This is a genomic window from Testudinibacter crocodili (assembly GCF_006228025.1).
GTDB lineage: Bacteria > Pseudomonadota > Gammaproteobacteria > Enterobacterales > Pasteurellaceae > Chelonobacter.
Map to the genome: position 1 here is coordinate 1 of NZ_VDHF01000039.1, position 23,139 is coordinate 23,139.

Sequence of the window (23,139 nt, forward strand, 5' to 3'; positions counted from 1 at the left end):
GTCTCGTGGGCTCGGAGATGTGTATAAGAGACTTTCTTTAGCCATTTGGAACCAAGTAATATGATTAACAATCATCTGGCATTGGGCGGAACTAATCCGGAAGAAGTACAGCGAATTTTAAATAAAGCAACCGAGCAACTAGGCCAGCATGAAACATGGTTGTATCATACTCAAGAAAAACTGAAAAAAGCCGATGAACGTTTAACTGAAATGTTTAATAATTTGATTAAAACTTAAATCAAAAAAATAAAAAGAGTTTACGCTATTTTTATCTCCGTAAAATAGTGAAAAGTTACACAGATGTTGCATTACTTAAATATTTCTGCAACAAAAATGTAGCCAATAACTATTATTAGTGAGATAAATCAATTCTTGCATATTTGCTGCTTGTTTACTGATATAAATTTCGTATCATAGCGCCGTTTTATGACTAATTTTATGCAAGGAATTAATATGCTGTATTTAGAGTTTTTATTTCTTTTAATCATGCTGTATATCGGCAGCCGTTTTGGCGGGGTTGGTTTAGGGGTAGTTTCCGGAATCGGCTTGCTAATTGAAGTGTTTGTGCTGCGTATGCCGCCGTCTTCGCCGCCGATTGATGTCATGCTGATTATTATCGCGGTCGTCACCTGTGCTTCGATTCTAGAAGCCGCCGGTGGTTTGAAATATATGCTGCAAATCGCTGAACGGATTTTGCGCCGCAACCCGAAAATGGTCACCATTTTAGGCCCTTTAGTCACCTATATTATGACGTTGATGCTGGGTACAGGGCATGCGGTTTACACCATTATGCCGATTATCGGTGATGTGGCACTGAAAAACGGTATCCGTCCGGAACGCCCGATGGCAGCCGCTTCTGTCTCCTCTCAATTGGGGATTACCGGTAGCCCGATTTCTGCCGCCGTAGTTTATTACCTGACCCAAATCGTCGAGTTGCCGGGCTATGAACACGTTACCTTGCTGAGCATTGTTGCCGTTACCATTCCTGCTACTTTAGCCGGGGTGATTATGATGTCACTGTACAGTTTGCGCCGTGGCAAAGAACTGAAAGACGATCCAGAATATCAACGCCGTCTACAAGACCCAATCTGGAAAGACCGAATTGCCAATACCACCAGCACCACCCTGAACGAAGCTCTGCCAAGTTCAGCGCGCAATGCGGTACTGCTGTTTATCTTAGCGTTGGTGATTATTGTGATTGTCGCGATTTTCCCAGAAGTCAGAACCATCGGCGAAAACAAAGCGATTTCCATGGGCATTATTATCCAGATGATGATGCTTGCCTTTGGAGGGATTATTTTGGTCGCCACCAAAACCAATCCGCAAACCGTGCCGAACGGTGTGGTATTTAAATCCGGTATGGTGGCAATGATTGCGATTTTTGGTATTGCTTGGATGAGCGACACCTATTTCCAATATGCGATGCCGTCGTTTAAAGCCGGTGTCACTGAAATGGTGCAATCCTACCCATGGAGCTTTGCATTTGCACTGTTTGCAGTTTCTGTGGTGATCAACAGCCAAGCGGCAACCGGACGCATGATGTTGCCGGTCGGTTTAGCAATCGGTTTACCTGCACCACTGTTAATTGGTTTACTGCCGGCAACCTACGGTTACTTCTTTATCCCGAACTACCCGTCAGACATCGCCACCGTCAACTTCGACGTCACCGGCACCACCAAAATCGGCAAATACTACTTCAACCACAGTTTCATGGTACCGGGTTTAATTGGTGTCGTCACTGCCTGTTTTGTCGGTTATACCCTGGCTTATGCGATTATTTAATCTTTGATTAAATTTGTAAAAGAGCGGTTTTCTGTAGAGGAAAACCGCTCTTTTGTTATGTAAGAAATAAGATTAATTCGCTAGGCGATATGGTTATATTTGTAAGTGAGGTCCCCGCGTCCAGCAAGCAATCCCTCAACCGAAATATCTTCGTTAAGCTGCTCCCAGTGAATACCCCTACGACTAAGTTCATAGCAACTTAATTCTTCTTGACTGGCTTGTAAAAGTTTTGGAAACCATGCTAACGGCACACCTATAGTGCGAGCATCATTCAACTCAACCCACATGGTATGCTCATCAAATCTCACATTCTTAGCTGAAATAGTCATTCCAAGCCTCCAGTAATATTCTTGAATGTTGGTGGATAAAATCTAATAATTCTCTTAATTCTTTTGCGTTAAATCCATCATTTTGCGCCAAAGATATTTGTGGTGCCAACCAAAATTTAGCTTCGGCTTCTGCATTTCTAACATGAATATGTGCAGGCTCTCTAGGATTGCCTTCATTAGAGTAAAAGAAAAATTTGTATCCTTTAAAGCGTAGTATTACAGGCATTATATCTCCATTCAAGAGAAGATTAATTCATCATTCGGCATCTGTTTGATTTTTTGTGGCAGATCGCCATTGAGTCCCAGCGCTTGTGCCATCAATTGATCTTTGACTATCGGCAGTTTGTCGGTCAATGTCATGCCAACCCCGCGTAGCAGTTTTTTCAGCGGATTTGAGTCATTAAACAACGATTTAAAGCCCTGCATTGCAACGAGCATTTTTACCGCTTCGCTTTTGCGCCAGCGTTCGTAGTGGCGCAAATAACGCAGCTCGCCAATATCAACATGTTGCTGTAGATTTTTCTCAATCTCTTGTGCCAACGCCATCGCATCCATAAAACCAAGATTCACCCCCAATCCTGCCAGCGGATGAATAGTGTGTGCCGCATCGCCGATCAGCGCAATTCGGGGTTTCACAAAATCTCTGGCATAGCGAGCGGTGAGCGGAATCGTTTGGCGTTTACCGACCACGTTGCACAAGCCCAAACGGTTGTCAAAAGCGATATTCAGCGCTTTATTAAACGCCTGATCGTCCATATTCAAATGCTGTTCTGCCGCTTCAGGCGGTTGTGACCAGACAATCGAACACAAGTGCGGTTGCTGCAACGGCAAAAATGCCAAGATTGAATCGTGACTGAAAATTTGTCGTGCGCTGTGCAAGTGCGGTTCGACGGTTTCGACATTGCAAACTAATGCACGGTGTCCGTAATCACGAAAATTCAATGGAATATCCGTTTGTTGCCGCAGCCACGAATTGGCGCCGTCGGCGCCTACCACCAGTTTTCCGGTCAACATTGTGCCATCTTCCAGCGTAAGCAAAGCACATTGTTGATTGATATTCAAACTTTTCGGCTTACCGTGCAGAATTTCAACATTCGTTTGGCGCGTAATTTTTTGCCATAAGTGGTGGCGAATCAGTTGGTTTTCGATTATATAACCCAGTTGATCCAAACCCAGTGAAGCCGCATCAAAATCAATTTTGGCAAAACTGTCTTTTTCCCACACCTCCATTTGCGAATAATCACAACAACGTCCCTGTTTCAATGACCGCCACACGCCAAACTGATGCAACATTTTTTGGCTGGCAAGATTCAGCGCACTGACTCGGTTGCTGAGGTTCGGCAAGCTGTTTGGATCCGGCGCAAACGCCTCGACAATCACAATTTGGCAAGCGCTGTTTTCCAGTGCAGCCGCAAGCGCCAAACCAACCATACCACCGCCAATAATCACTACATCTGCATTTTTCATGTTGATATTCCGTCTGTTATACCCAGCCTAATGTCGGTTTGATAAACTGTTGCTGCAACGGTGCAAAGGCGGACAGTGCCAACAAACCGGCGTTGCGTGCAATTTGCAACGGCAGCAAATCGTTGGCGAAAGTGTTGACCAAACTGTCGGTCAGGTTGATCATCCGTGTCTGATCCGCTTGCCGCTGCTGTTGATAGCGCTGCAACACCGCACTTGAGCCCAAATCTTGCCGCTGTTGCACCGCTTGCACCAAGATCGCCGCCAGACAAGTGACATCACGCAGCCCTAAATTGAAGCCTTGTCCGGCAATCGGGTGTAGCGTTTGTGCCGCATTGCCGACTAAAGCCAAGCGGTGATGAATTTGACGATCAGCTTTTTGCAATTTCAGTGGATACGCACTCCGTTTACCGATCTGCTCAAATTTGCCAAGCCGCCAGCCGAATTGCTGTTGCAGTTGTGCTAAAAAGTCGGTGTAATCTAACGCCAGCAGCGCTTCAGGGTTGCGTACACACCACACCAACGATAACCAATCTTGCTGTAAAGGCAACAGCGCCAACGGTCCCTGTGCGGTAAAGCGTTCAAAAGCCCGCCCATCGTGCGCCACCGCAGTTTTAACATTGGCGATCACCGCACTTTGTTGATAGTCGTTCAAGGTTTGATAATGGATGCCGCATTGCTGTGCTATCGTGGAATGGTTGCCATCAGCACAGACCAAAAGTGCGGTCTGCAACTGGGATTGATCGCTTAATTGCAGGTGAACAGCATCCGCACTGCGCTGCAACTCGGTAATCGTCACCGGGGATAGATAATCAACATTCGGGGAGTGATCAATCGCCTCCAGCAAGATTTTGCCCATCGCCGCCAACTCGACCACCGCCCCCAAGCGGCTCAACTGTAAAGCTTGCGACGACAGTTCAACAATGCCTGAATGCCCACGATCACTCACATGAATCTGAGTGATTGCCTCCGCCAACGGTGCGATTTTCTGCCATAAACTTTGCTTGGCATTAAACGCTATCTGCTGCAATTTTTGGCAAGAGCCCTGCGACAACGCAATACTGCGTGCATCAAAACCGCATTTTTGCCGTGGCTGTGGTTTTGTTTTAGCATTTTTCTCAAGGACGGCAATGCGTAAATCCGGCAGGTGCTGTGCTAGCGCCAACGCCAGACAACAGCCACTCATGGCGCCGCCGACAATCACCAGATCATAGGATTTTTCCATTGCCGTTATCCTCGCTGTTTTTTCTGTATTATTTTTGCTGCATCAGGATTTCGATTTCATCAATCTCTTTCGGCACCGCCGCCGTCAGCACTTTATTACCGTATTCAGTAATCAGGATATTATCCTCAATTCGCACGCCGATGCCTTGATATTGCTCAGGAATATTGCTGTTTTTGCTTAAATACAGTCCCGGCTCGACTGTCAGCACCATGCCGACCTCCAAAGTGCGGTCACGATTTTCGCCATAATGCCCGACATCATGCACATCCAAACCGAGCCAATGCCCCAAGCCGTGCATGTAAAACGGTAAATAGGCTTTGTCGGCAATCAGCTGCTCGACTTCACCGTGCAAAATCCCCAATTCAACCAAACCGGCCACTTTGATTTTCAGCACTTCTTGATTGACTTGATAAATGCTCGCCCCCGGCACCAACAGCTCAAGCGCACGTTTTTCCGCTTTCAGCACCAGTTCATACGCCGCTCTTTGCGCTGGGCTGAACTGCCCATTGACCGGAAAAGTGCGGGTGATGTCGCCGGCATACATCGCAAATTCGCAACCGGCATCAATCAGCACCAAATCGCCGTCTTGCAATAATTGATCATTTTCGGTGTAATGTAAAATACAGGCATTTTCACCCCCGGCGACAATGCTGTTATAAGACGCAAACCGTGCGCCATGGCGGTTGAATTCGTGCAAAATTTCGCTTTCTATCTCATATTCATAACGGTTCGGGCGGGTTTGTCGCATCGCTCGTAAATGCGCCAGTGCAGAGATTTGTCCTGCCTGCTGCAACAATGCCACCTCGTGCTGCGATTTAAACAAGCGCATTTCATCTAATAATGGTCGCCAGTCGATCCGCTGTGTCGGCGCGCTGAAACCTTGCCGTTGGTGCTGGCGCGCATAATGCAGGCTATCGCTGACAATTTTGTCGCCCCACGCTTGCTGATCTTCTGCTTGATAAAGTGCGGTGATGTCATTGAGTAATTTAGGCAATTCCAGATTGATGTCTTCGATCGAATAAGCCGCATCCAATTTTAAACTGTCCGGCGCTTTTTCGACGCCCAAACGACGTCCGTTCCACGTTTCTAGCAATGGATCAGATGGTCTCAGGAAAACCGCACTTTGATATGTAGCGCCACGTTTTAACAGCAACAATGCCGAATTCGGCTCGTTAAAGCCGGTTAAATACCAAAAATAGCTGTCTTGCCGAAACGGATAGGTGCTGTCGGCATTGCGAGTTTGCTCTTGTGCAGAGAAAATCAGCACGGCACTGCTGTCGGGCAGTTGGTCGCATAAACGTTGGCGCCGCTGTTCAAATTCCGTGGTTGGCAGAGCTGCCAGATAAGTTAAATCCATAATGGTTACCGCACTTTTAATAAATAATATAGTTTAATGAAGTACTCTGGTATCAAGCGGTGCTTTTTGATTGAAACTGCTGTAGAAAAACATCGCAATGGTTTGCAGATATTCGCTGATTTCCGTCAATGCCACGTCCAACTCTTCGGCATCGTCGTCCTCTTCATAGCCCAAACGTGCAATATCGTTCAAATCAGCAACCGCTTCTTGAACTTCGTCATCCTCTTGCTCCAATTGTGGTCTTGCCAAACCCAACCCCAATAGGAAGTGGTTCACCCAGTCGGAAAGCGAATCGGCACGGGCAAAAATATCACTTTCGTCCAGCCAAATTTCAAAACGAAAGTGTTCTTCATCGCTCAAACTGTCATCAATTTCTTGATACAACTGCTCGACTTTTTTCATTAAATCGGTGGGATAGGCGTGTCCCTCATTGGTGAATTGATAAGTTAAGGATTTCCAATTGGCTTTTTGCCCGCCGCCACACAGCAGTCCGCTGAGGAAGCCGTGCAGTTCGGCAGCATTTAAACCAATTTGATGAGTTTTCAGTAACTGATTGAATTGTCGATAGTCTAAGGTTGTTGTCGTCATATTTTTCTTCCTGATAAGTTGACTTTTATTTTATCACTCAAAGCCGATGACAACCAACAAAACAATCCCGAAATTCATCTTTCGCTATGGTTAAAACAACAGAATATGGCATAATAATTGCTACTTTTTATTAAGCCAGTCCATGGGGTTAGCAAATGTCTGAAAATATCGAATTACGTATTTTTGGTCAGGTTTTACGATTACATTGTCCGGAAGAGCAACAACCGGCGCTGCGCGAAGCGGCATTGCAATTGGAACAACGGGTCGGAGAGTTGAAGGAACGTAGCGGCATGTTGCAAATGGATCGGGTGCTATCGATTGTTGCGCTGAATTTAACCTTTGAATTGCAACAAGAGAAACGCAAAAATCAACAACAAGATTCGATGCTGCATCGCATTCAGCAATTGGATGCCTCGCTGAGCAGTGCACTGGCGGAAGTTGGCGCAGATATGCAAATAGTAAACAAATAGTCGTAAAAATGTGCGGACGGACACATTATCACATTGTAACACTGGCACTTTTCGATAAAGTAGGCTAGTATTTAAAGAACAAATTTCCTGGGGTGTGCGTCAGCGGATTAAGTCCCTGAGCCGATACTTAACTTTTATTGAGTCGGTCCCTCACTGTCGGTGTGCAAGCTCGGTTCGACCGAGAAGCCTGAAAACGGTATGACTGGCTCCCTTGAACCGTAGGGTTCAAGGACCGATTATTCGCAACGGCACCTCGGGACCCAATCCAAACTTCTGTGAAGCAATTCAAGTGTCACGATTATGACCGATTCTTGCCTAGCAACAAAACCAACGCTCAATATCACCCAACAACGCCAACAAATTCGGCGTCAAATGCGTGCCAAACGCCAGCAGCTTAGTGCTGAGCAACAGCAACAAGCGGCAGAAAATATTTGCCGACAAGCGCTCGCGTTGATTGCCCAATGCAACGCTGAAACTGTGGCGCTGTATTTAGCGTTTAACGGCGAGATTTCAACCGCACTTTTAATCGAAAAACTATGGCAGGCGGAAAAAACTGTCTGTCTGCCACGTTTGCATCCGTTTACAGCGGGACATTTGCTGTTTTTTCGTTATGATCGCAACAGCCTGTTACAGCCCAATCAGTTTGCGATTCCAGAACCTACGCTAGATCTCACTCGGTTGGTTCCGCAAAATGAATTAGAAATTATCTTCACTCCATTGGTAGCCTTCGACCGGCAAGGCAATCGGCTTGGCATGGGCGGCGGCTTCTATGACCGCACTTTGCAACATCTGCAACAGAAAAATGTTATCGCCGTCGGCTTGGCACACCAATGTCAACAGGTTAACCAATTACCGATTGAACATTGGGATGTACCACTAAGCCAGATTCTGGTCGGCTGAGAGATTCTGGTCGGCTGAGAGATTCTGGTCGGCTGAGAATCGGGCTTACTGCGGCAATACGCTGGCAAAATCTTTATCCCGCCCACAAAATAGGGGGACAAAGAGAGACTAGCTTTCCGCAACCAACGCCAAAAATTCAGCTTCAGACAGCACCGAAATTCCCAGTTCTTGTGCCTTGCTGAGTTTAGACCCCGCTTTCTCACCGGCGATCAGATAGTCAGTTTTGGCAGAAACACTGCCGCTGACTTTGCAGCCCAGTTGTTGCAGATAGGCTTTGGCTTGGTCACGTGACATTTGAGTCAGCGTGCCGGTCAGCACCACGCTTTTGCCTTTGAGCGGATTGTCGCTAACTTCTTTTGCTTCTACCGCCTCCCAGTGAACACCTTGCGCTAGCAGATCTTCCACCACGCTGCGGTTGTGTTCCTCCTGCCAAAACAGGTAGACCCGCATTGCAACTACATCGCCGATGTCCTGCACCTGCTTGAGCTGCTCTTGATCGGCGGCACGAATTGCCTCAAGGGTTTTAAAATGGTTCGCCAAATTTTGTGCGGTGGCTTCGCCGACATCGCGAATACCCAGCGAGAAGATAAAACGCGCAAGCGTAGTTTTTTTGGCTTTTTCTAAGCTATTCAACGCATTTTGTGCCGATTTATCGCCCATTCGTTCCAAGCGCATCAAGGTGATTTTATCCAAACGGAATAGATCCGCCGGGGTGTGAATCAACTCCCGTTCAACCAACTGTTCAATCAATTTATCGCCCACACCGTCAATATCCATCGCCTTGCGTGATACAAAATGTTTCAGCGCCTCTTTGCGTTGCGCATCGCAAAACAGTCCGCCAGTGCAGCGGGCAACGGCTTCGCCCTCAATTCGTACAATCGCTGAGCCGCACACTGGGCAATGTTGCGGAAATATGATCGGTTTGGCATCTGCCGGACGGCGATCTTCGAGAATCCCGATAATCTGCGGAATCACATCACCAGCACGGCGGATAATCACGGTATCCCCAATCGCCACACCAAGCCGTTCGATCTCATCACCGTTGTGCAAGGTGGCATTGCTGACGGTTACTCCGGCAACAAACACTGGTTCCAACTTCGCCACCGGGGTGATCGCACCAGTGCGACCAACTTGAAATTCGACATCTTTTAATAAGGTAAGCTGCTCCTGCGCCGGAAATTTATAGGCGATTGCCCAACGTGGTGCTTTGGCGACAAACCCTAGCTGCTCTTGCAACGCAATCGCATTCACTTTCAGCACCGTACCGTCAATGTCATAGCCCAATTGATCGCGCTTAGCGGCAATCGCTTGGTAATACTTCAGCACTTCGGCACTGCCTTGGCATAAACGGATTTCGTTGTTGATCGGAATCCCCAGCGATTTCAACCATTGCAGCCGTGCATAGTGAGTGGCTGGCAACTCAACGCCTTCGGAAATCCCGATGCTGTAGGCATTCAAACTCAAATGGCGCTGGCGAGTGATTTTCGGGTCCAGCTGACGCAGCGATCCCGCCGCCGCATTACGTGGGTTGGCAAAAGTTTTTTGCCCGTGCCGCAACGCATCTTGGTTCAGTTGTTCAAAAGCGTGATGTGGCATAAACACTTCGCCACGCACTTCTAAACGCACTGGCGGCGTATCGCTCAACAGTTGCAGCGGAATATTGCGGATGGTTCGAATATTGCTGGTAATATCCTCACCGGTGGTGCCGTCACCGCGTGTCGCCGCTTGGCTTAGCACACCGTTGAGATACAAAATACTGACCGCCAGTCCGTCCAGTTTCGGCTCACAGCAAAATGTCAGTTCTTCCACGCTGCCTAACCGCTCTTGAATTCGCCGCTCGAAGGCATAAAAATCTTGATCGGAAAAGGCATTATCCAATGATAACATCGCCAGCTCGTGGGTAATCTGCCGAAAACCCGCCAGTGGTTTCGCCCCAACCCGTTGCGTCGGCGAGTCGGGGCTAATCAGTTGTGGGTGCTCTGCTTCAAGCTGTTTGAGTTGGTTCAACAGACGATCATATTCCGCATCGGGAATTTGTGGCTGATCCAACACATGGTATTGGTATTCATGATAACGAAGTTGTTGGCGCAACTGCTCAATTTGTTGGGAAATAATTTGTGTATTCATCATATTTTTCTAAAAAAGACCGCACTTTTAAGCAAAGTGCGGTTCAAGTTATCCGATGGGCTAGAACAGGCTTAACTAATCAAACTTAAATAGTACTCTTTTGATGCTTGATCAAAGGGTTGGCGTTTGTCATCTAGTACTTGTCCGTGCAGCTCGTCCGCCAACGTTTGCGCGGCACGCAGTAACAAGCGGAAGTTTGCCAGATCACTGCCGTGCGACGGCAAGTGCATAAACAATACCAAACCGGCGGTGCGCAAATCAGCAATGCTGTCCAAATCGAAAATGCCCGGTTTCATCATATTCGCCGCACTAAACAAGATCGGTGAGCTGCCATCTAAATCCAAATGACGATGATACAAGCTGTGCTGACCATACAAAAATCCCAGATTATCCAGTGACTGTACCACTTGCGTGCCCTGAAACGCTTGATTTTGCGCTGCGACCACATATAGCAATATCATTTTTGGTTTTTCATTACTGTGTGCACTATCGGTTTTTTCAGCAGAAGATGGCGTCGAGTCGGTGCTTGGTTGCGATGTCTGGCTCGATTGGTTCTCTGTTTCCGGATTCAGTTGTGCGCGAATGATTGCCGCCGCTGCGCTGGGCGCAGCAGTTTGATGGCTTATAGCATTGCGTGGGTCGCCGCTCACCTCTTGGCTTATATTGATTTTTCGCTGTTGGGTCACTCGCGCCAGCTCTTCACGCAACACTTCAGAAGAGGTATTAATTCCCTCTTCACTGTCAAGTTCTTGCTCAAGATCCGCTATCGTGCGATTCAACAATGACGAGCGAGATAATGAATCCACACTGCTGGCGTGATGGTCAACCGCACTTTGAGTCAATGTACTCTGCGTTGTCTGGTTGGTTGTGTTCGTTTGTTCCGGCAAGGTGATACGGATATTACTGACCGCCTGCTCCACCGAAACCGCTGGTTGCGCAGAATGTTGAGGTGAATTTGTCGGTGCTTCAGTCTGTGAAAGTGCGGTTTCGTCCGTTCGCCACGCACGATCACTGGCTTGCGACTCGGTTGTCTGCCCCCTGCCGTCGGTTGAGGTAGGTTGGTGCAGCAAATCCGGCTCGTCTTTTAGTGAATTTAGCGAATCTGCGGTTCTGGAATCATACGTAAAAGTATTTGCCGCCTTAAACAGCTGCGATTTCTCACGTCTGCTCGACCACAAACCATGCACAACGAGAATAGCCAAAATCAGTACGATTAGAATGATTAAAATAATATGCAAATCCATCATGAACCTATTCTTTAATTGAACCTAATTCTTTAATTGAATCTATACATTAACCGATACTTTAATAAAGTGGTTGCCGAGTAGATAAATGCCAATGAACGCGCTTGAACACCTTCAATATCCATTAACGGAAATTGATTTTGCAAGCTTATCATATTTTTTCCGTAAAAAACTATGTTTAACATGTTTAAGGCTATGATTAAATCCACAAAACCTGCTGATGATCAAGATTTGCTTTAGCGCTGACAGTCACTTATAGTGAGCGCAGCTATAGCTGCTATAATAGTAACAATAACCGCACACAGGAGCGATAAACCATGTTTCAAGCAGAACAATCCGAATTCAAACAAGGGCTGACCTATTTTTTACGCGGCTGGCATTTGATCAGTCGTCCGGGATTGCGTCGCTTTGTCGTGATGCCGATTTTGATCAATATTGTGCTGCTGGTCGCTATTTTTTGGCTGATGCTGGGACAAATCGGCAATTTTGCGCAGTGGCTCGTGAGTTTCGTTCCGACATGGCTAGATTGGATCAGCTATTTGGTTTACGGCTTGGCGATTATTACCATTTTGATCGTTTTTTTCTTTATTTTCAATTTATTAGCCGGTTTTATCGCGGCGCCGTTCAACGGTATTCTGGCAGAAAAAGTAGAAAAATTGCTGACCGGGCAAAACAACGATCAAAGTCTGGGGGCGCTGGATTTGGTCAAAGATACACCACGAATGTTGCGCCGTGAATGGCAAAAATTTGCCTATTCATTTCCGAAATTTATCGGATTATTTGTCCTGAGTTTTGTGCCGGGTGTCGGGCAAACCATTATTCCGCCACTGTTTTTTCTTTACGGCGCCTGGATGGCAGCGATTCAATATTGTGATTATCCGTTTGATAATCATAAAATTTCTTTTATGCGAATGCGTTACCAACTGGCAGAAAAGCGCAGCCTGAATTTAACTTTCGGCGGTTTGGTATCAATCTGCACTTTTATCCCATTTTTAAATTTTATTATTATCCCGGTTGCCGTTTGCGGCTCAACCGCACTTTGGGTCGATCACTACCGCCCATGGCAAAGTGAAGCCGCTGCTGAGAAAAACGCAGCAGGAACCGATGTTGCAACAGCGACCTCAAGTGCGGTCAGCAACCCTCACTAAGCCTATAATTTTAAAATCGACTAATAACCGAATGTTATAAAGTATAACCACAAACCATTACTTTTTTATGAGAAAAGCGACTATGCTCTAACCATCGCTTTTACCGTTAACTCCATCATAAGAGGTTAAAATGACAATTTTTGCAGATAACTCACAAACCATCGGTAATACCCCGTTAGTGCGTTTAAAACATTTCGGCAACAACGGCAACCTGTTGGCAAAAATCGAAGCACGCAATCCAAGTTTTAGCGTCAAATGCCGCATCGGTGCCAATATGGTGTGGCAGGCAGAAAAAGACGGCATTTTGACCGAAGGGAAAGAAATTGTTGATGCCACCAGCGGTAACACCGGCATTGCATTGGCGTATGTAGCAGCGGCACGCGGCTATAAAATCACCTTAACCATGCCAGAAACCATGAGTTTAGAACGTAAACGTCTGTTGAAAGGCTTAGGCGTGAATTTGGTGTTGACTGAAGGCGCAAAAGGCATGAAAGGTGCGATTGCCAAAGCTGAAGAGATTGCCGCTTCCGATCCTAACCGTTATATCATTTTGAAACAGTTTGAAAACCCGGCAAATCCGGCGATTCACCAACAAACGACCGGACCAGAAATCTGGCACGACACCGACGGCAAAATCGATGTGCTCGTCGCGGGCGTCGGCACTGGCGGCACAATAACCGGCATCAGCCGTGCCATTAAACACGATTTTGGCAAAGCGATTACCTCGATTGCGGTTGAACCGACAGAATCACCGGTGATCAGCCAAACTCGTAACGGCGAAGAGGTGAAACCGGGTCCACATAAAATTCAAGGCATCGGCGCCGGTTTTATCCCGAAAAATCTGGATTTGTCACTGGTTGATCGTGTCGAAACCGTCGATAGCGAAACAGCGATTGCCACTGCGCACCGTTTGATGGCAGAAGAAGGCATTCTCGGCGGCATTTCTTCCGGTGCAGCATTGGCTGCTGCCGACAAAATCGCTAAACAGCCTGAATTTGCCGATAAGCTGGTTGTGGTGATTCTGCCTTCCGCCTCAGAACGCTACCTCAGCACCGCACTTTTCGACGGGATCGACATTTAACACAAAATCACTCAAATTGATGTTTAATTTATAACCGCAAATAAGTATAATCCCAAACCTGAGTAGTAAATCTGCTCAGGTTTTTATTTATTATAAGCTTATTTGGAGTTTTATATTATGTTTCAATGGTTATTTCAACAAACCGATCCGAGCCGTCGCCGCTATGGCGTAGCACTGTTTGTCGGTATCATCGGTGGCATCATTTCAGCATTTGTCAAATGGGGCGCCGAGCATCCGTTTCCGCCGCGCAGTCCGTTGGATCTGTTCACTGCCGCCTGCCAAGATCCGTCGCAGGCTCTGGAAGTTTGCTCGCGTGCATTCTTGAATCCGCCACATGTTTTCCTGCGTGACTACTTAGGTATTGACCCGACCCAAGCTGCATTCACCTTTGCCGATCATGCGTTCAATTGGATTGGTGTCACCCACATGATTTTTTCATTGGTATTCGCCATCAGCTACTGTATCGTCGCTGAACGTTTTCCAAGAGTGAAACTATGGCAGGGGATCGCCGCCGGTTTAATCGCCAATATTGCCGTGCACTATATTACTTTCCCATTATTGGGCTTGACTCCACCGGTATCAGAATGGCCGTTGTATGAGCATGTTTCAGAGCTGATCGGACACATTTGCTGGTTCTGGACCATTGAAGTGATCCGTCGTGATCTACGCAATCGCATTACGCACGAACCGGATGCAGAAATACCACTCGGTTCCGCACGTTAATCACTATTTGATGACTATTTGATCCGGTAAACCAAGCAGCTTACCGGATTTTTTTGCTTAAAAAACACCCAAATGCCAATAAAAAGAAGCGAAAAAAGATAACTACCCTATCGCTGTTTTCCATATCCACTATAATGCCGCGCGAGATAAATGCGCATAAAAAAGCGAGATAAATACAAGTGTCATTTGTTTCTGTATATGAAATAACATTACATTTTCATATTAGTTTTACGTTCTAGATTTGATTGTTTAGATCAACTAGCTTTTTTTCTCTAGGACTCAGCTTATCAAGAATATCTGGGTAAATTATTTTCACCATTCCCCTGACACTTTGAATTAAATAATATTCTGAAATGTTTAGAGCCATCGCAGTATATTGTTCTTCTGTAGCCGATCTAACTCCAGTCCCTCTAGTACCCCATATCATGTGAAAAAAGCCGAGAGGATATGAATGAGTGTTTGCTGATAACAACTTATACCACATTTTAAATGTATCTTTATCACCTCCACTTCGTATTTCAATATCCTCTCGACTCATCATAAAAGCTTTCTTTCCTGAAATATATTGTTTTTTATCAGATGGTTCTAACGTTTGAAAATGGGTATCACATTTCAACTCTTCCATAATATATTCTAAACATTCAGAATGATTATTTTGCTTGACTTCTTCATCAGAAAGAGCAGTCATCAAAGTAAACAACTGTTCTCTTGCCTTAATATCGTGGAGATTAAAAATATTTTTACGTGTAATCCTTTCCTCTTCTAATATATCATCAAAACACAAATAAAATAATGTATGGAAACACTCCATCAGATTTCTTGCTAAGCTAAATGACGAAGCATAATCCCAATGCTCTGCAATATGTTTTTTAGGAATATCCTGAGTCGTTAGTTTTTGCAGACTGAGAGAAATGACGCATATTTTGGTAAACAAAATAGATGCAAATGTCATCCTAAACCCAGTAGAACGTCTATTAGCTCCTAATTTAGATACTTTAACTGCTAATTTGAGAATCATAGAAAAATCTCTATATGATACTTCAAAATGCCTATCGCCAATAAAAACTGTCATATAAAATCCCTAAAGTTCATAATAAGTACTCATTATAGAGAAATATTCGTTTATCTACGCTACTAATTTTTTCTATCTATTATTTATTTAAAAATCGCCGCCAAATCATTCGGCGAAAAACGCCAACCCTGATTTTTGCCGTTAATCGCATTACTGCACCACTCACTACAAAAATACTTATCCGTGCGTTGCGCCGTGCCGAAAACCACACCGATTGCGCCCCACCAGTCGTATTTTTTACCCTTCGTCAATTCAAAATAGCGTTGAATTTGAGCTTCTGAAACGCCCGACAACGGCACTAAATCCCACTTATCTGAATCGACATCAATGGGTTTGCAACGCACGCCGCCATCACGGATACTTGCCGAATAGCATTCATATTCCGTTTCGGTTTCGTAGTGATGACCTGTTGTGAAGTGTGTTTTCTTGACGGCAATCTCACAATGCGAATACTGCCCACGTGTTAGCTTGCGCGTTAGCCAGTCCGAAAACCGTGCAATTAAATTTCTTGGTCTCCACCCTGTTTTTTTACCTTTATAGAATGCCAGATAGATTTCACTCATAAATCGCACTCCAACCACTACTAAAGTCATAATTAAGCGGCTCATCACTCGCTAACATTGCCAGTCTATGTTTCTCCGCGTTTGCAAAAGCCGCTTGCTCTTGCGCAATAATTTGTAAGATAACCGTACTAAGCAGCTCTTTTGTCATAACGACAAAGCTGTTATCCATGGTTTTCCAATTCAGATTTTCTGGCATCGATTCAAGTTGCTGAATGCTTAAATATTGAATACGACTGGGTTCATCGCTGTGAAACCATTTTTTAACGCTATCAACGTAAACGCCGCCGTGTGTAACGGTATAACGTTTTGCTTTGATTTGTTCCCAAATACTGGCTTGTTGTTTAGTTTTGCGTTCGTTGGCTTTGGTTTTATCTAATACCCATTTTTCACCGTCCCAGACGTGGCAATCGCAATCGGGTTTTTTCGTTGTCGTATTTTCGGGGTAATCGCCCAGTGCAGAAATCTCAAGTGCAGTTTGGTCAATGGTGGAATACACCGCTTCGCCCCTGTGGTCGGGTTGATATTCCCAGCCGCTATCGGTGCGCACAATGGCAAAACCGCGCTTGGCTTCTGGCGGTGCGTCAAGATATGCCCCTGCGCTTAAGCCTGTGCCAATGCTCACAAACTCTGTATCGCTGTGGCTAAAAATGCCGTTTTGGTCTGCGATATAAACCGTGATTGTGCCGTCTTCAAGGGCAAAACCGTCATTATCAAATTGGATTGTCATTTTTTATCTCCTTTAGCCTGCTAGACAGATATATTGCAGGGCGATGTTACGAGGGCGTATGCTGACGTAAGATATTCCGTCGCCGTAAGAATTATCTGTAGCTTTAAATTTTGCATAGCCTGGATGGGTGGCGCTAATTCCGTCATGATCTGTAATTTCATGACCATCGTATCCATTATGTGAGAATCGTCCAAGAGATAAAGCGATTGAAGTGCTATTTTGCGCACTCAAAATCGTCCGCCCGCGGTCAACACCCCGTCCATTATCCCAACCGCGGATAAACTCACCGCGTAAATCCGGCAACGTGCCACCATATAAGCTGTATAGCACAGGATAGGTCGATTGTGAGATAGACTGCCCGCGCATGGCTAAACAGCCGGTTGGCACGGTGGTTTTGGGGTACGGTAGCGGCAGGCCGATTAAAAAGTCATAACCACCTAATTTCTGAATCGCGCGAGTCAGCTGTTCGTGATTTGCTTTATCCGGGTTTATCCCGGCTTTTTTTAAGACATTCAGCAACTCGGCCTGTACAATATTAAACCAGTCTGCACCGGGATATGTCGGCGCGACACCGTTGCCGCCCTCCGTGAACCATTGTGGCTCCAATGCTGATTTCAACTGTGGTTTAATACCAGGCATTACCGCAACGCCGGAACTATTATCTAATGCATACATACTTATTCCTCTTCGTAAACAAAAACCACTTCTAAATGTGAATAGCAAAAACGCTGTAAATAACACTCAATTTTTGACCGTTCAATCATAACTAATTCATTTGTAATATCGTCCAAGCATGCTGCATTGCGAATGCTTTTTGATGTGGTGTAAATAAACACGCGCCACGCATTTTCAGGCGGATGCAACGGATAAACACAATCTCGGCGGCAGTGGTGCGGGTGATGAGCAACGATATTAATTTCATAGCCGTTTTTTCGAGCGATATCTTGTAGATAGTGCTTGTTAAATGAGCCGACTTCATTATCTTTAGCGGTCAACGCCGCACGGCGTGATTCAATGGTGGAAATTTCCGTACCACATTCCGGCAATCCGAAAAAGGATTCCCAGTCATCTAACAACAAAAATGCATTGCTGGGTAATCGTTCATTGATGAGTTGATGCCCGGTTTGATTGTGGGTTTCAAGACTGTCGCAACGACACGCCAACAACTGCGCCAAATAACTGTCCGGCGTGCGATTCCACGCCAAACCAGGCGGCAGCAGTTTGAGTGCGGCATCAAGATAGTGTTTTTGCATTACGCTTGCCATGTGATATTTCCCAGCATCACAATTTGATTGCTAGCCAACTGCACGTCCGCCGTCGGCATAAGCACGCTGTTATCGGTTTCGCCGATAACATTCGAAATCGTCGCACGCAAATGCGATAAATACACTTTTCCACCGGGCTCGACTGAAGCAAATAGCGTCGCAAGTGCAGTGATAATTTTTTGTTTAAGCTCAAGGGTATTCGGTACAAGCCGAATCGTCAGGTTTAAGCGATTGACCGCGGGCGCAAACACAAACAGCTCGACATTGGCAGGCATGCCCTCCCACAGATTCGTTATTGGGTTTTTATGACCGCTGATATGCCGCTTAACGCTATCAATCTGTTGTGCGGTCGGTAAAATCGTCGCTTGATTATCCATCACAAACGCCACGCCCACGGTGCCGCCCCCTTGCCAGCGTGGAAAACACCACGCACGGGTTACACCCGACACCTCTTTTGCCCAACGCACATAATCGTAAGCCGAGCCGCCGGCAGGCGGATATTGAACCCGATAGATTAAGCGACCAAGTAATGATGACAATGATTCAATATCGGTGCCGCCGCTGAGGGCTTTCACCGTCGCATTGGGTTTTACGCCTAAAATGGCAGTGGTTAAATTGATCGCACTTTCGGCCTCAACATTGCCTTGTGTGCCCTCAATTTCACATCGCACATGAATCTCATTTGTGCCGATGCGGACTGCTGTTGTTGCGGTAGCAATAAAATGCAGCCCGCTAAGGGTATGTTTAAATACGGTATCTTTGGGGATTTCGCTGTTGCTGACCGCCTCGACAACGATAATACCCTCGGCGGCAGTTGCTGCTTTACGTGCAATGCCGCGATAAGCACAATGCTCAAGCAAATAAGCTTCATCGGCGGCAGTCGGGATAATCTGCCGTGCCAACCAATCAAGGTGCATATGCTCACCGGCACTTAATCCGGCTTCGATTCGAGCCAGCACTGAAAGCACATTGTTGCGCCTCACTGTCGGCAATCGATGCTGAATGTGCTGCTCCGCCTGCTTGATTAATTGTGATAACGTCGGGGATTGATATGCCACTTAGATGCTCCAGTTTGCGCTAAACGTACGTTGTTCTTTGCTCCCATCGAGCAACGTTACAATAATCGTTAACAGCAGAACTGAAGTTTGGGGATTGGTTGCAAAGACTTGATAGCCTTTGACTTCGCCATCTGTAATCAGCCATGCCAACGCGTCAGTTGCGTAGCGTTGTGCGTCGTCTAACACAGATTGTAGTTGTTTTTCGCGCGAAAGTGTCCAGAGTTTAGAGCCGGTTTGTTGGTGAGTATCCTCGTTAAACGAGTCACCCCACCAGCCACGCTCACCGCCGACACGCAAATCGGTAAATAGCGAAATAATTATCGCCGTCGTTAAACTATCGTCTAGCACTAACTCGTCACTGAGGATAACTAAATCACCGTTACCATCTTTCCACGTTAGTGCTAAATCTGACATTTTCCCACCTACACTGGTTTACCCGGTCCTTTCTCGTGGTCGTGGTTTTTACCGCTGATACCGCCCGAGATATGATCTGCTGCTGTTGATGTTCCTACAATATCAACATCGCCGGAAAAGTGAGTCTGTGGCGTTTCAAACAACACCGACTGCTCGGCATTGACGGTAAATTTTTTGCAGGTTAGGATGGCTTCGCCATTTTCGGTGAGTAACAGCTGATGCCCTTCGGCGTGATAGACCACTGTGTCACCTGATTTCAACGCCGTCGGGCGCACGCCTTTATCGTCCACTACAATTGCCACCAAATGCGAACGCTTGCCGCCCACTGATACCACAATTGCCTCACCTGCTTTGGGAAAAGAGCTAAAACCATAATTCTGAAACCGCTCCACATCGTCTGCCACTTCATCTGATTGTAGCCGCAGTTGGAGATTTTGCCGTGCCAACCCATCCGTCACAATCGACACCACCGCACGGCTAATCATTAATTTCAAATTGCGTTTAATCGGGCTTAAAATACGATTTAAACCTTGCATTATGACTCCTTTATTTACGAGAGACTGAGTTCAGGAACATTATCGCTGCTGGATTTTTTCGCTTTTTTCTTGCTGCTGTCTTTTAACGCCTCCGGCGGTTCATTAAACGCATCTCGATGCATTAACGTCATTTCCGTACGCGTGCCGCTGTCGTCCAATGTATAACGGCAATCAACAATCAACCGCTCTTCTTTATTTACGCCGAGCGCAGGAGCATCGAGCACAATTAACTCATTCGGCAGCCAAAGCGAGCTGTCAGCTTTAAACCACCCTTGCACAATCGCCGTCGAGCGTTTTGCCTCAGCGTTGTTACGACTCATCTCCCACATCGCTCTCTGATAGCCGGTTGTCCCCGTCATATTGTCATCAGCAATAATGACAACAGGGCGATAGCGGGTAATTTTGCTATCTTTTACTTCCACTTTTAAGCCGCTTGCACTCATTTTAATCTCCTAGGGGTAGTTCACTTTCATCTTTGGTTTGTTTATCACCTTTCGCCCCGCCTTGTTCGGCATCGCCGATAATACGGTAAAGTGAAAACCGCTGCGCCCACGAATCCGTGACTTCCAGTGACAGCAAATTTTGCCCTAAAATAAGATTACCCACCTTAGTTTTGCCTGGATCAGTGAACACCAAATTGCCGTCCACATCAGAGGTCACTAACACGCCCTTATGTCTTGCTGCTTTACTCAAGGTATCAAATGCCGTTTCGCCAGGCTCTACCTGCCAAACAGGAATCACTTCCGTTGCACCGGCTTCCGTAGCCACCCAAACCACATTAATGCCAAACGGCTTGCAAATGGTTTCGGCGATTTGTTTTAGCGTTTGTCCCTTAAATTGATAGCTGGAGTGGATCACCGCACAATCGACTAAATCGGCGGTTTTATCGCGACCGCTGACGGCAACTTCTTTATTTTCGCCCTCAATACGCTGACGCAGTTCGTCAAGATAGCCGGTGATCACCGTTTGTCCGCCCATTTTTAAAATTAATGATGAGCCGGCTTTCAACACCGAAACATCATCTTCGGGTCGTACTGCAATCCCCAGATCAAACTGGCCACTCATCGCTTCCAGCGAACGGAAAACCGACAGCGTTTTCCAGCCGCTAAAAATTTTACCGTTTAAAAACAACTCAACTTTAGTATCAGTCAGTTTTTCTTGTTGCTCATTTCCCTGCGCTTGGGTTGCCAATTGTTGCTTCGCTGCACGCTGCTTCTGCGCTAATGCCAAATCTTCCGGATAATGCGCTAACAAGCGATCGTCAACTAGCGATAGATCTCTCTCAGTCATTGCAACACCTCTATTTCTGTTCCGCCCAAGCAAAAGAGAGGATGTTTAATCCCATTGCGCAACGCTAACCGTTTCCATGTTGTTGCATTGCCAGTGTATTGATGCTCGATCACCAACGCAGGGAATGTATCTTTCAGCGTAACAGTTGTGGTGTTTGGCAACCGCTCACTACGGGCGCGTAAATCCTCAAATACGGCACTGCGATAATCTGCCAACGCCGTATAACCTGACAGCTGTCCGGCATCGGCTGCATCCAACATAATATTTTCTAAGTTATCATCAAATTGTGTCGCAAAATGCGTAATATCACTTTTTGATTCCACAATCGATATTTCCATATTTTCCGATGTTTTTTTCTGAGCGACTGATGTGGTGACGGCATTTACAATAATGCGAGCCTGCTCAATAATCGCTACACTTAATACATACCGCGCCAACACACACTCAACCTTGGCCGTTAACAATGATTTGAGCGTGATTTGCGTTATCACTGATGACTGCATTGTTATCGAGCTATATTGCGAGACCAACTCATTTAATACCTTCATTTGTTTTGTTCCAGCATCAACACTGCCTGCGACCTCATTTTTTAAGGTTTTCACCTTCGCAATATTTAAATTATTTAACCTAGCGTTAAGCCTTGTTATATCGGCCTGATGCACTTCATTTTTATTTTGCTTATATTGTATTATGCCGTCTCTCAGTGATGCGATACTGGATAAAGTTGCCCTAGGGCTGCTTGATACTGTTGTTGTTAAAGTGCTATTTAAATTAATACCCATATTTAACCGAATAATATTCTGCAATTCAGCCGCCAACATTGACGGTGACAACACCAATACATCAATTCGATTTTTAAATGACGTTAACTTATCTTTAGCATCACCAAACATGCCGACAACACTTCTTACACCTTCAAAAATTGATTCGACAAAGTTGATAACCGCATCAACCAAATCCAATATCGGATTATCACTAACAAATGCCAGTACATCAGACACAGTTTCTAGTAATTCCGCAAATTCGTTCGACAATGCATTGAGCGCATCCGTGTAACCGGATAAAGCTGAAAAAAGGGTATCAGTCGCAACTTCAGGTGCATTTTCTTCAAACGCCGGAACAAAGGTAATATCAAATCGGGTCACACGTTGATGCGCGGTTGAGTGCGTCGCTTTGTAATCTTCCAGCAAGACATCAACTTCGCCAAAATACGGGTGCTTCAACACGCCTTTACCCGATTTTTCTAACGCTTTAATCAGGCGTTCCGCTTGCTCAATATGGTCATCACCCACCACCAAACAGCGCACATAATACGCACGTAACCGCTTACCCAAATCTTCGGTCAATCCCTCTTCGCGCAACGGATATTCGTGTTTTACCAAGCGTCGACCACCGTTAATGCCTTGCTCATCTTCAATTAAGAATGCCACACCACGGAAAGACCCCTTACCTGTGATTTTCATCAGTTGCCCCCATTAAGTTGACGCCCGGTATAGCCGGTTTGGGTTAAGATTTCTAACGCACTTTTGGTAACACCTGATGTATTTGCTGACGCATTTGCTGTTACGCTAAATCCCTGTGGGGCTGATATTTTGACGTTAATCTTGCCATCCAATGTCGTTTTATTCTCTAATTCACCTGCTTTACTGTGATATTTCATCACTAGGTCATCGACAAATTGCTCTTTTTTTGATGCCCGTTGCTGATATTGTTCTTCGGTGTATGCGCCCAATTCAAAATGCGTTGCAGGGGCTTTATTATTTTTATCATCCTGTA

27 protein-coding genes and 1 other RNA gene are annotated in these 23,139 nt (G+C 45.9%); 8 read left to right on the forward strand and 20 right to left on the reverse strand.

Features of this window, described 5'->3' with window-relative positions:
- The first annotated feature begins 60 nt into the window (after positions 1-60).
- Complete coding sequence (locus FHQ23_RS12345) at positions 61-237, forward strand: hypothetical protein (protein ID WP_176552245.1); 177 nt, start codon at positions 61-63, stop codon at positions 235-237.
- 216 nt (positions 238-453) lie between these two features.
- Positions 454-1,782 carry an anaerobic C4-dicarboxylate transporter gene (locus tag FHQ23_RS04340; RefSeq protein ID WP_139613216.1) on the forward strand — a complete coding sequence of 443 codons (1,329 nt, stop codon included), beginning with the start codon at positions 454-456 and terminating at the stop codon, positions 1,780-1,782.
- Between the two features lie 80 nt (positions 1,783-1,862).
- On the opposite strand, the gene FHQ23_RS04345 is transcribed toward FHQ23_RS04340, so the two are convergent.
- From FHQ23_RS04345 to FHQ23_RS04370, 6 genes are read right to left on the reverse strand one after another with little or no spacing between them, the layout of a single operon-like run.
- Positions 1,863-2,111: a DUF2442 domain-containing protein gene (locus FHQ23_RS04345; RefSeq protein ID WP_139613217.1), complete on the reverse strand. Its 249-nt coding sequence runs from the start codon at positions 2,109-2,111 to the stop codon at positions 1,863-1,865.
- On the reverse strand, positions 2,095-2,337 hold the full coding sequence (locus tag FHQ23_RS04350; protein ID WP_139613218.1) for a DUF4160 domain-containing protein: 243 nt from the start codon (positions 2,335-2,337) through the stop codon (positions 2,095-2,097). The genes FHQ23_RS04345 and FHQ23_RS04350 overlap by 17 nt, the downstream gene beginning before the upstream one ends.
- An 11-nt stretch (positions 2,338-2,348) precedes the next feature.
- Positions 2,349-3,578 carry an FAD-dependent monooxygenase gene (locus FHQ23_RS04355; RefSeq protein WP_139613219.1) on the reverse strand — a complete coding sequence of 410 codons (1,230 nt, stop codon included), beginning with the start codon at positions 3,576-3,578 and terminating at the stop codon, positions 2,349-2,351.
- Positions 3,579-3,594: 16 nt separating this feature from the next.
- Positions 3,595-4,800 carry a 2-octaprenyl-6-methoxyphenyl hydroxylase gene (gene ubiH / locus FHQ23_RS04360; RefSeq protein ID WP_139613220.1) on the reverse strand — a complete coding sequence of 402 codons (1,206 nt, stop codon included), beginning with the start codon at positions 4,798-4,800 and terminating at the stop codon, positions 3,595-3,597.
- 28 nt (positions 4,801-4,828) lie between these two features.
- Positions 4,829-6,157 (reverse strand): Xaa-Pro aminopeptidase, encoded by a 1,329-nt coding sequence (pepP, locus tag FHQ23_RS04365; protein WP_139613221.1) that lies wholly within the window; start codon positions 6,155-6,157, stop codon positions 4,829-4,831.
- A gap of 33 nt (positions 6,158-6,190) precedes the next feature.
- Positions 6,191-6,745, reverse strand: coding sequence for a UPF0149 family protein (locus FHQ23_RS04370; RefSeq protein WP_139613222.1), 555 nt, complete (start codon positions 6,743-6,745; stop codon positions 6,191-6,193).
- A gap of 155 nt (positions 6,746-6,900) precedes the next feature.
- Here FHQ23_RS04370 and FHQ23_RS04375 point away from each other — a divergent pair, with 155 nt between their 5' ends.
- The 3 genes from FHQ23_RS04375 (at position 6,901) to FHQ23_RS04385 (ending at position 8,115) form a co-directional block, all read left to right on the forward strand.
- A complete protein-coding gene (locus FHQ23_RS04375) occupies positions 6,901-7,215 on the forward strand; it encodes a cell division protein ZapA (RefSeq protein ID WP_139613223.1) in 315 nt (104 codons plus the stop codon).
- An 81-nt stretch (positions 7,216-7,296) separates the two neighbouring features.
- A non-coding RNA gene (gene ssrS, locus FHQ23_RS04380) (6S RNA) lies at positions 7,297-7,479 on the forward strand.
- A gap of 36 nt (positions 7,480-7,515) precedes the next feature.
- Entirely contained in the window at positions 7,516-8,115 is a 600-nt protein-coding gene (locus FHQ23_RS04385) for a 5-formyltetrahydrofolate cyclo-ligase (protein WP_139613224.1), read from the forward strand.
- A 108-nt stretch (positions 8,116-8,223) separates the two neighbouring features.
- Here the strand turns inward: FHQ23_RS04385 and ligA are convergent, their stop codons facing one another.
- Positions 8,224-10,242, reverse strand: coding sequence for an NAD-dependent DNA ligase LigA (gene ligA / locus FHQ23_RS04390; RefSeq protein WP_139613225.1), 2,019 nt, complete (start codon positions 10,240-10,242; stop codon positions 8,224-8,226).
- Between the two features lie 71 nt (positions 10,243-10,313).
- On the reverse strand, positions 10,314-11,489 hold the full coding sequence (gene zipA / locus FHQ23_RS04395; RefSeq protein WP_139613226.1) for a cell division protein ZipA: 1,176 nt from the start codon (positions 11,487-11,489) through the stop codon (positions 10,314-10,316).
- Between the two features lie 314 nt (positions 11,490-11,803).
- Between zipA and cysZ the strand changes: the two genes are divergently transcribed.
- The 3 genes from cysZ (at position 11,804) to FHQ23_RS04410 (ending at position 14,438) form a co-directional block, all read left to right on the forward strand.
- Positions 11,804-12,634, forward strand: coding sequence for a sulfate transporter CysZ (gene cysZ, locus FHQ23_RS04400; protein WP_139613227.1), 831 nt, complete (start codon positions 11,804-11,806; stop codon positions 12,632-12,634).
- Positions 12,635-12,764: 130 nt separating this feature from the next.
- Complete coding sequence (cysK, locus tag FHQ23_RS04405; RefSeq protein ID WP_139613228.1) at positions 12,765-13,715, forward strand: cysteine synthase A; 951 nt, start codon at positions 12,765-12,767, stop codon at positions 13,713-13,715.
- A 117-nt stretch (positions 13,716-13,832) separates the two neighbouring features.
- The gene (locus FHQ23_RS04410) at positions 13,833-14,438 is read left to right on the forward strand and encodes a YagU family protein (protein ID WP_139613229.1); all 606 of its coding nucleotides are present in this window, start codon (positions 13,833-13,835) and stop codon (positions 14,436-14,438) included.
- 235 nt (positions 14,439-14,673) lie between these two features.
- Here FHQ23_RS04410 and FHQ23_RS04415 read toward each other — a convergent pair whose 3' ends face one another.
- From FHQ23_RS04415 to FHQ23_RS12350, 12 genes are all read right to left on the reverse strand, one after another.
- Positions 14,674-15,510, reverse strand: a complete 837-nt coding sequence (locus FHQ23_RS04415) for a DUF5677 domain-containing protein (protein ID WP_139613230.1) — start codon at positions 15,508-15,510, stop codon at positions 14,674-14,676.
- 83 nt (positions 15,511-15,593) lie between these two features.
- On the reverse strand, positions 15,594-16,073 hold the full coding sequence (locus tag FHQ23_RS04420; RefSeq protein WP_139613231.1) for an enoyl-CoA hydratase: 480 nt from the start codon (positions 16,071-16,073) through the stop codon (positions 15,594-15,596).
- Positions 16,066-16,800: a DUF4376 domain-containing protein gene (locus tag FHQ23_RS04425; RefSeq protein WP_139613232.1), complete on the reverse strand. Its 735-nt coding sequence runs from the start codon at positions 16,798-16,800 to the stop codon at positions 16,066-16,068. Before FHQ23_RS04425 ends, FHQ23_RS04420 begins: the two co-directional genes overlap by 8 nt.
- A 12-nt stretch (positions 16,801-16,812) precedes the next feature.
- Positions 16,813-17,475, reverse strand: coding sequence for a phage tail protein (locus tag FHQ23_RS04430; protein WP_139613233.1), 663 nt, complete (start codon positions 17,473-17,475; stop codon positions 16,813-16,815).
- 2 nt (positions 17,476-17,477) lie between these two features.
- Entirely contained in the window at positions 17,478-18,065 is a 588-nt protein-coding gene (locus FHQ23_RS04435; RefSeq protein WP_139613234.1) for a putative phage tail protein, read from the reverse strand.
- Positions 18,053-19,123: a baseplate J/gp47 family protein gene (locus tag FHQ23_RS04440; protein ID WP_139613235.1), complete on the reverse strand. Its 1,071-nt coding sequence runs from the start codon at positions 19,121-19,123 to the stop codon at positions 18,053-18,055. Before FHQ23_RS04440 ends, FHQ23_RS04435 begins: the two co-directional genes overlap by 13 nt.
- The gene (locus FHQ23_RS04445) at positions 19,124-19,537 is read right to left on the reverse strand and encodes a phage GP46 family protein (protein ID WP_139613236.1); all 414 of its coding nucleotides are present in this window, start codon (positions 19,535-19,537) and stop codon (positions 19,124-19,126) included.
- 8 nt (positions 19,538-19,545) lie between these two features.
- Entirely contained in the window at positions 19,546-20,073 is a 528-nt protein-coding gene (locus FHQ23_RS04450; RefSeq protein ID WP_139613237.1) for a phage baseplate assembly protein V, read from the reverse strand.
- 14 nt (positions 20,074-20,087) lie between these two features.
- On the reverse strand, positions 20,088-20,516 hold the full coding sequence (locus FHQ23_RS04455; protein ID WP_139613238.1) for a phage baseplate assembly protein: 429 nt from the start codon (positions 20,514-20,516) through the stop codon (positions 20,088-20,090).
- A 1-nt stretch (position 20,517) separates the two neighbouring features.
- Positions 20,518-21,363 carry a phage baseplate assembly protein gene (locus tag FHQ23_RS04460; protein ID WP_139613239.1) on the reverse strand — a complete coding sequence of 282 codons (846 nt, stop codon included), beginning with the start codon at positions 21,361-21,363 and terminating at the stop codon, positions 20,518-20,520.
- A complete protein-coding gene (locus tag FHQ23_RS04465; RefSeq protein WP_139613240.1) occupies positions 21,360-22,826 on the reverse strand; it encodes a DNA circularization protein in 1,467 nt (488 codons plus the stop codon). Before FHQ23_RS04465 ends, FHQ23_RS04460 begins: the two co-directional genes overlap by 4 nt.
- A partial coding sequence (locus tag FHQ23_RS12350; protein WP_176552246.1) for a hypothetical protein occupies positions 22,826-23,139 on the reverse strand: 314 nt, incomplete at its 5' end. The genes FHQ23_RS12350 and FHQ23_RS04465, both read right to left, overlap by 1 nt.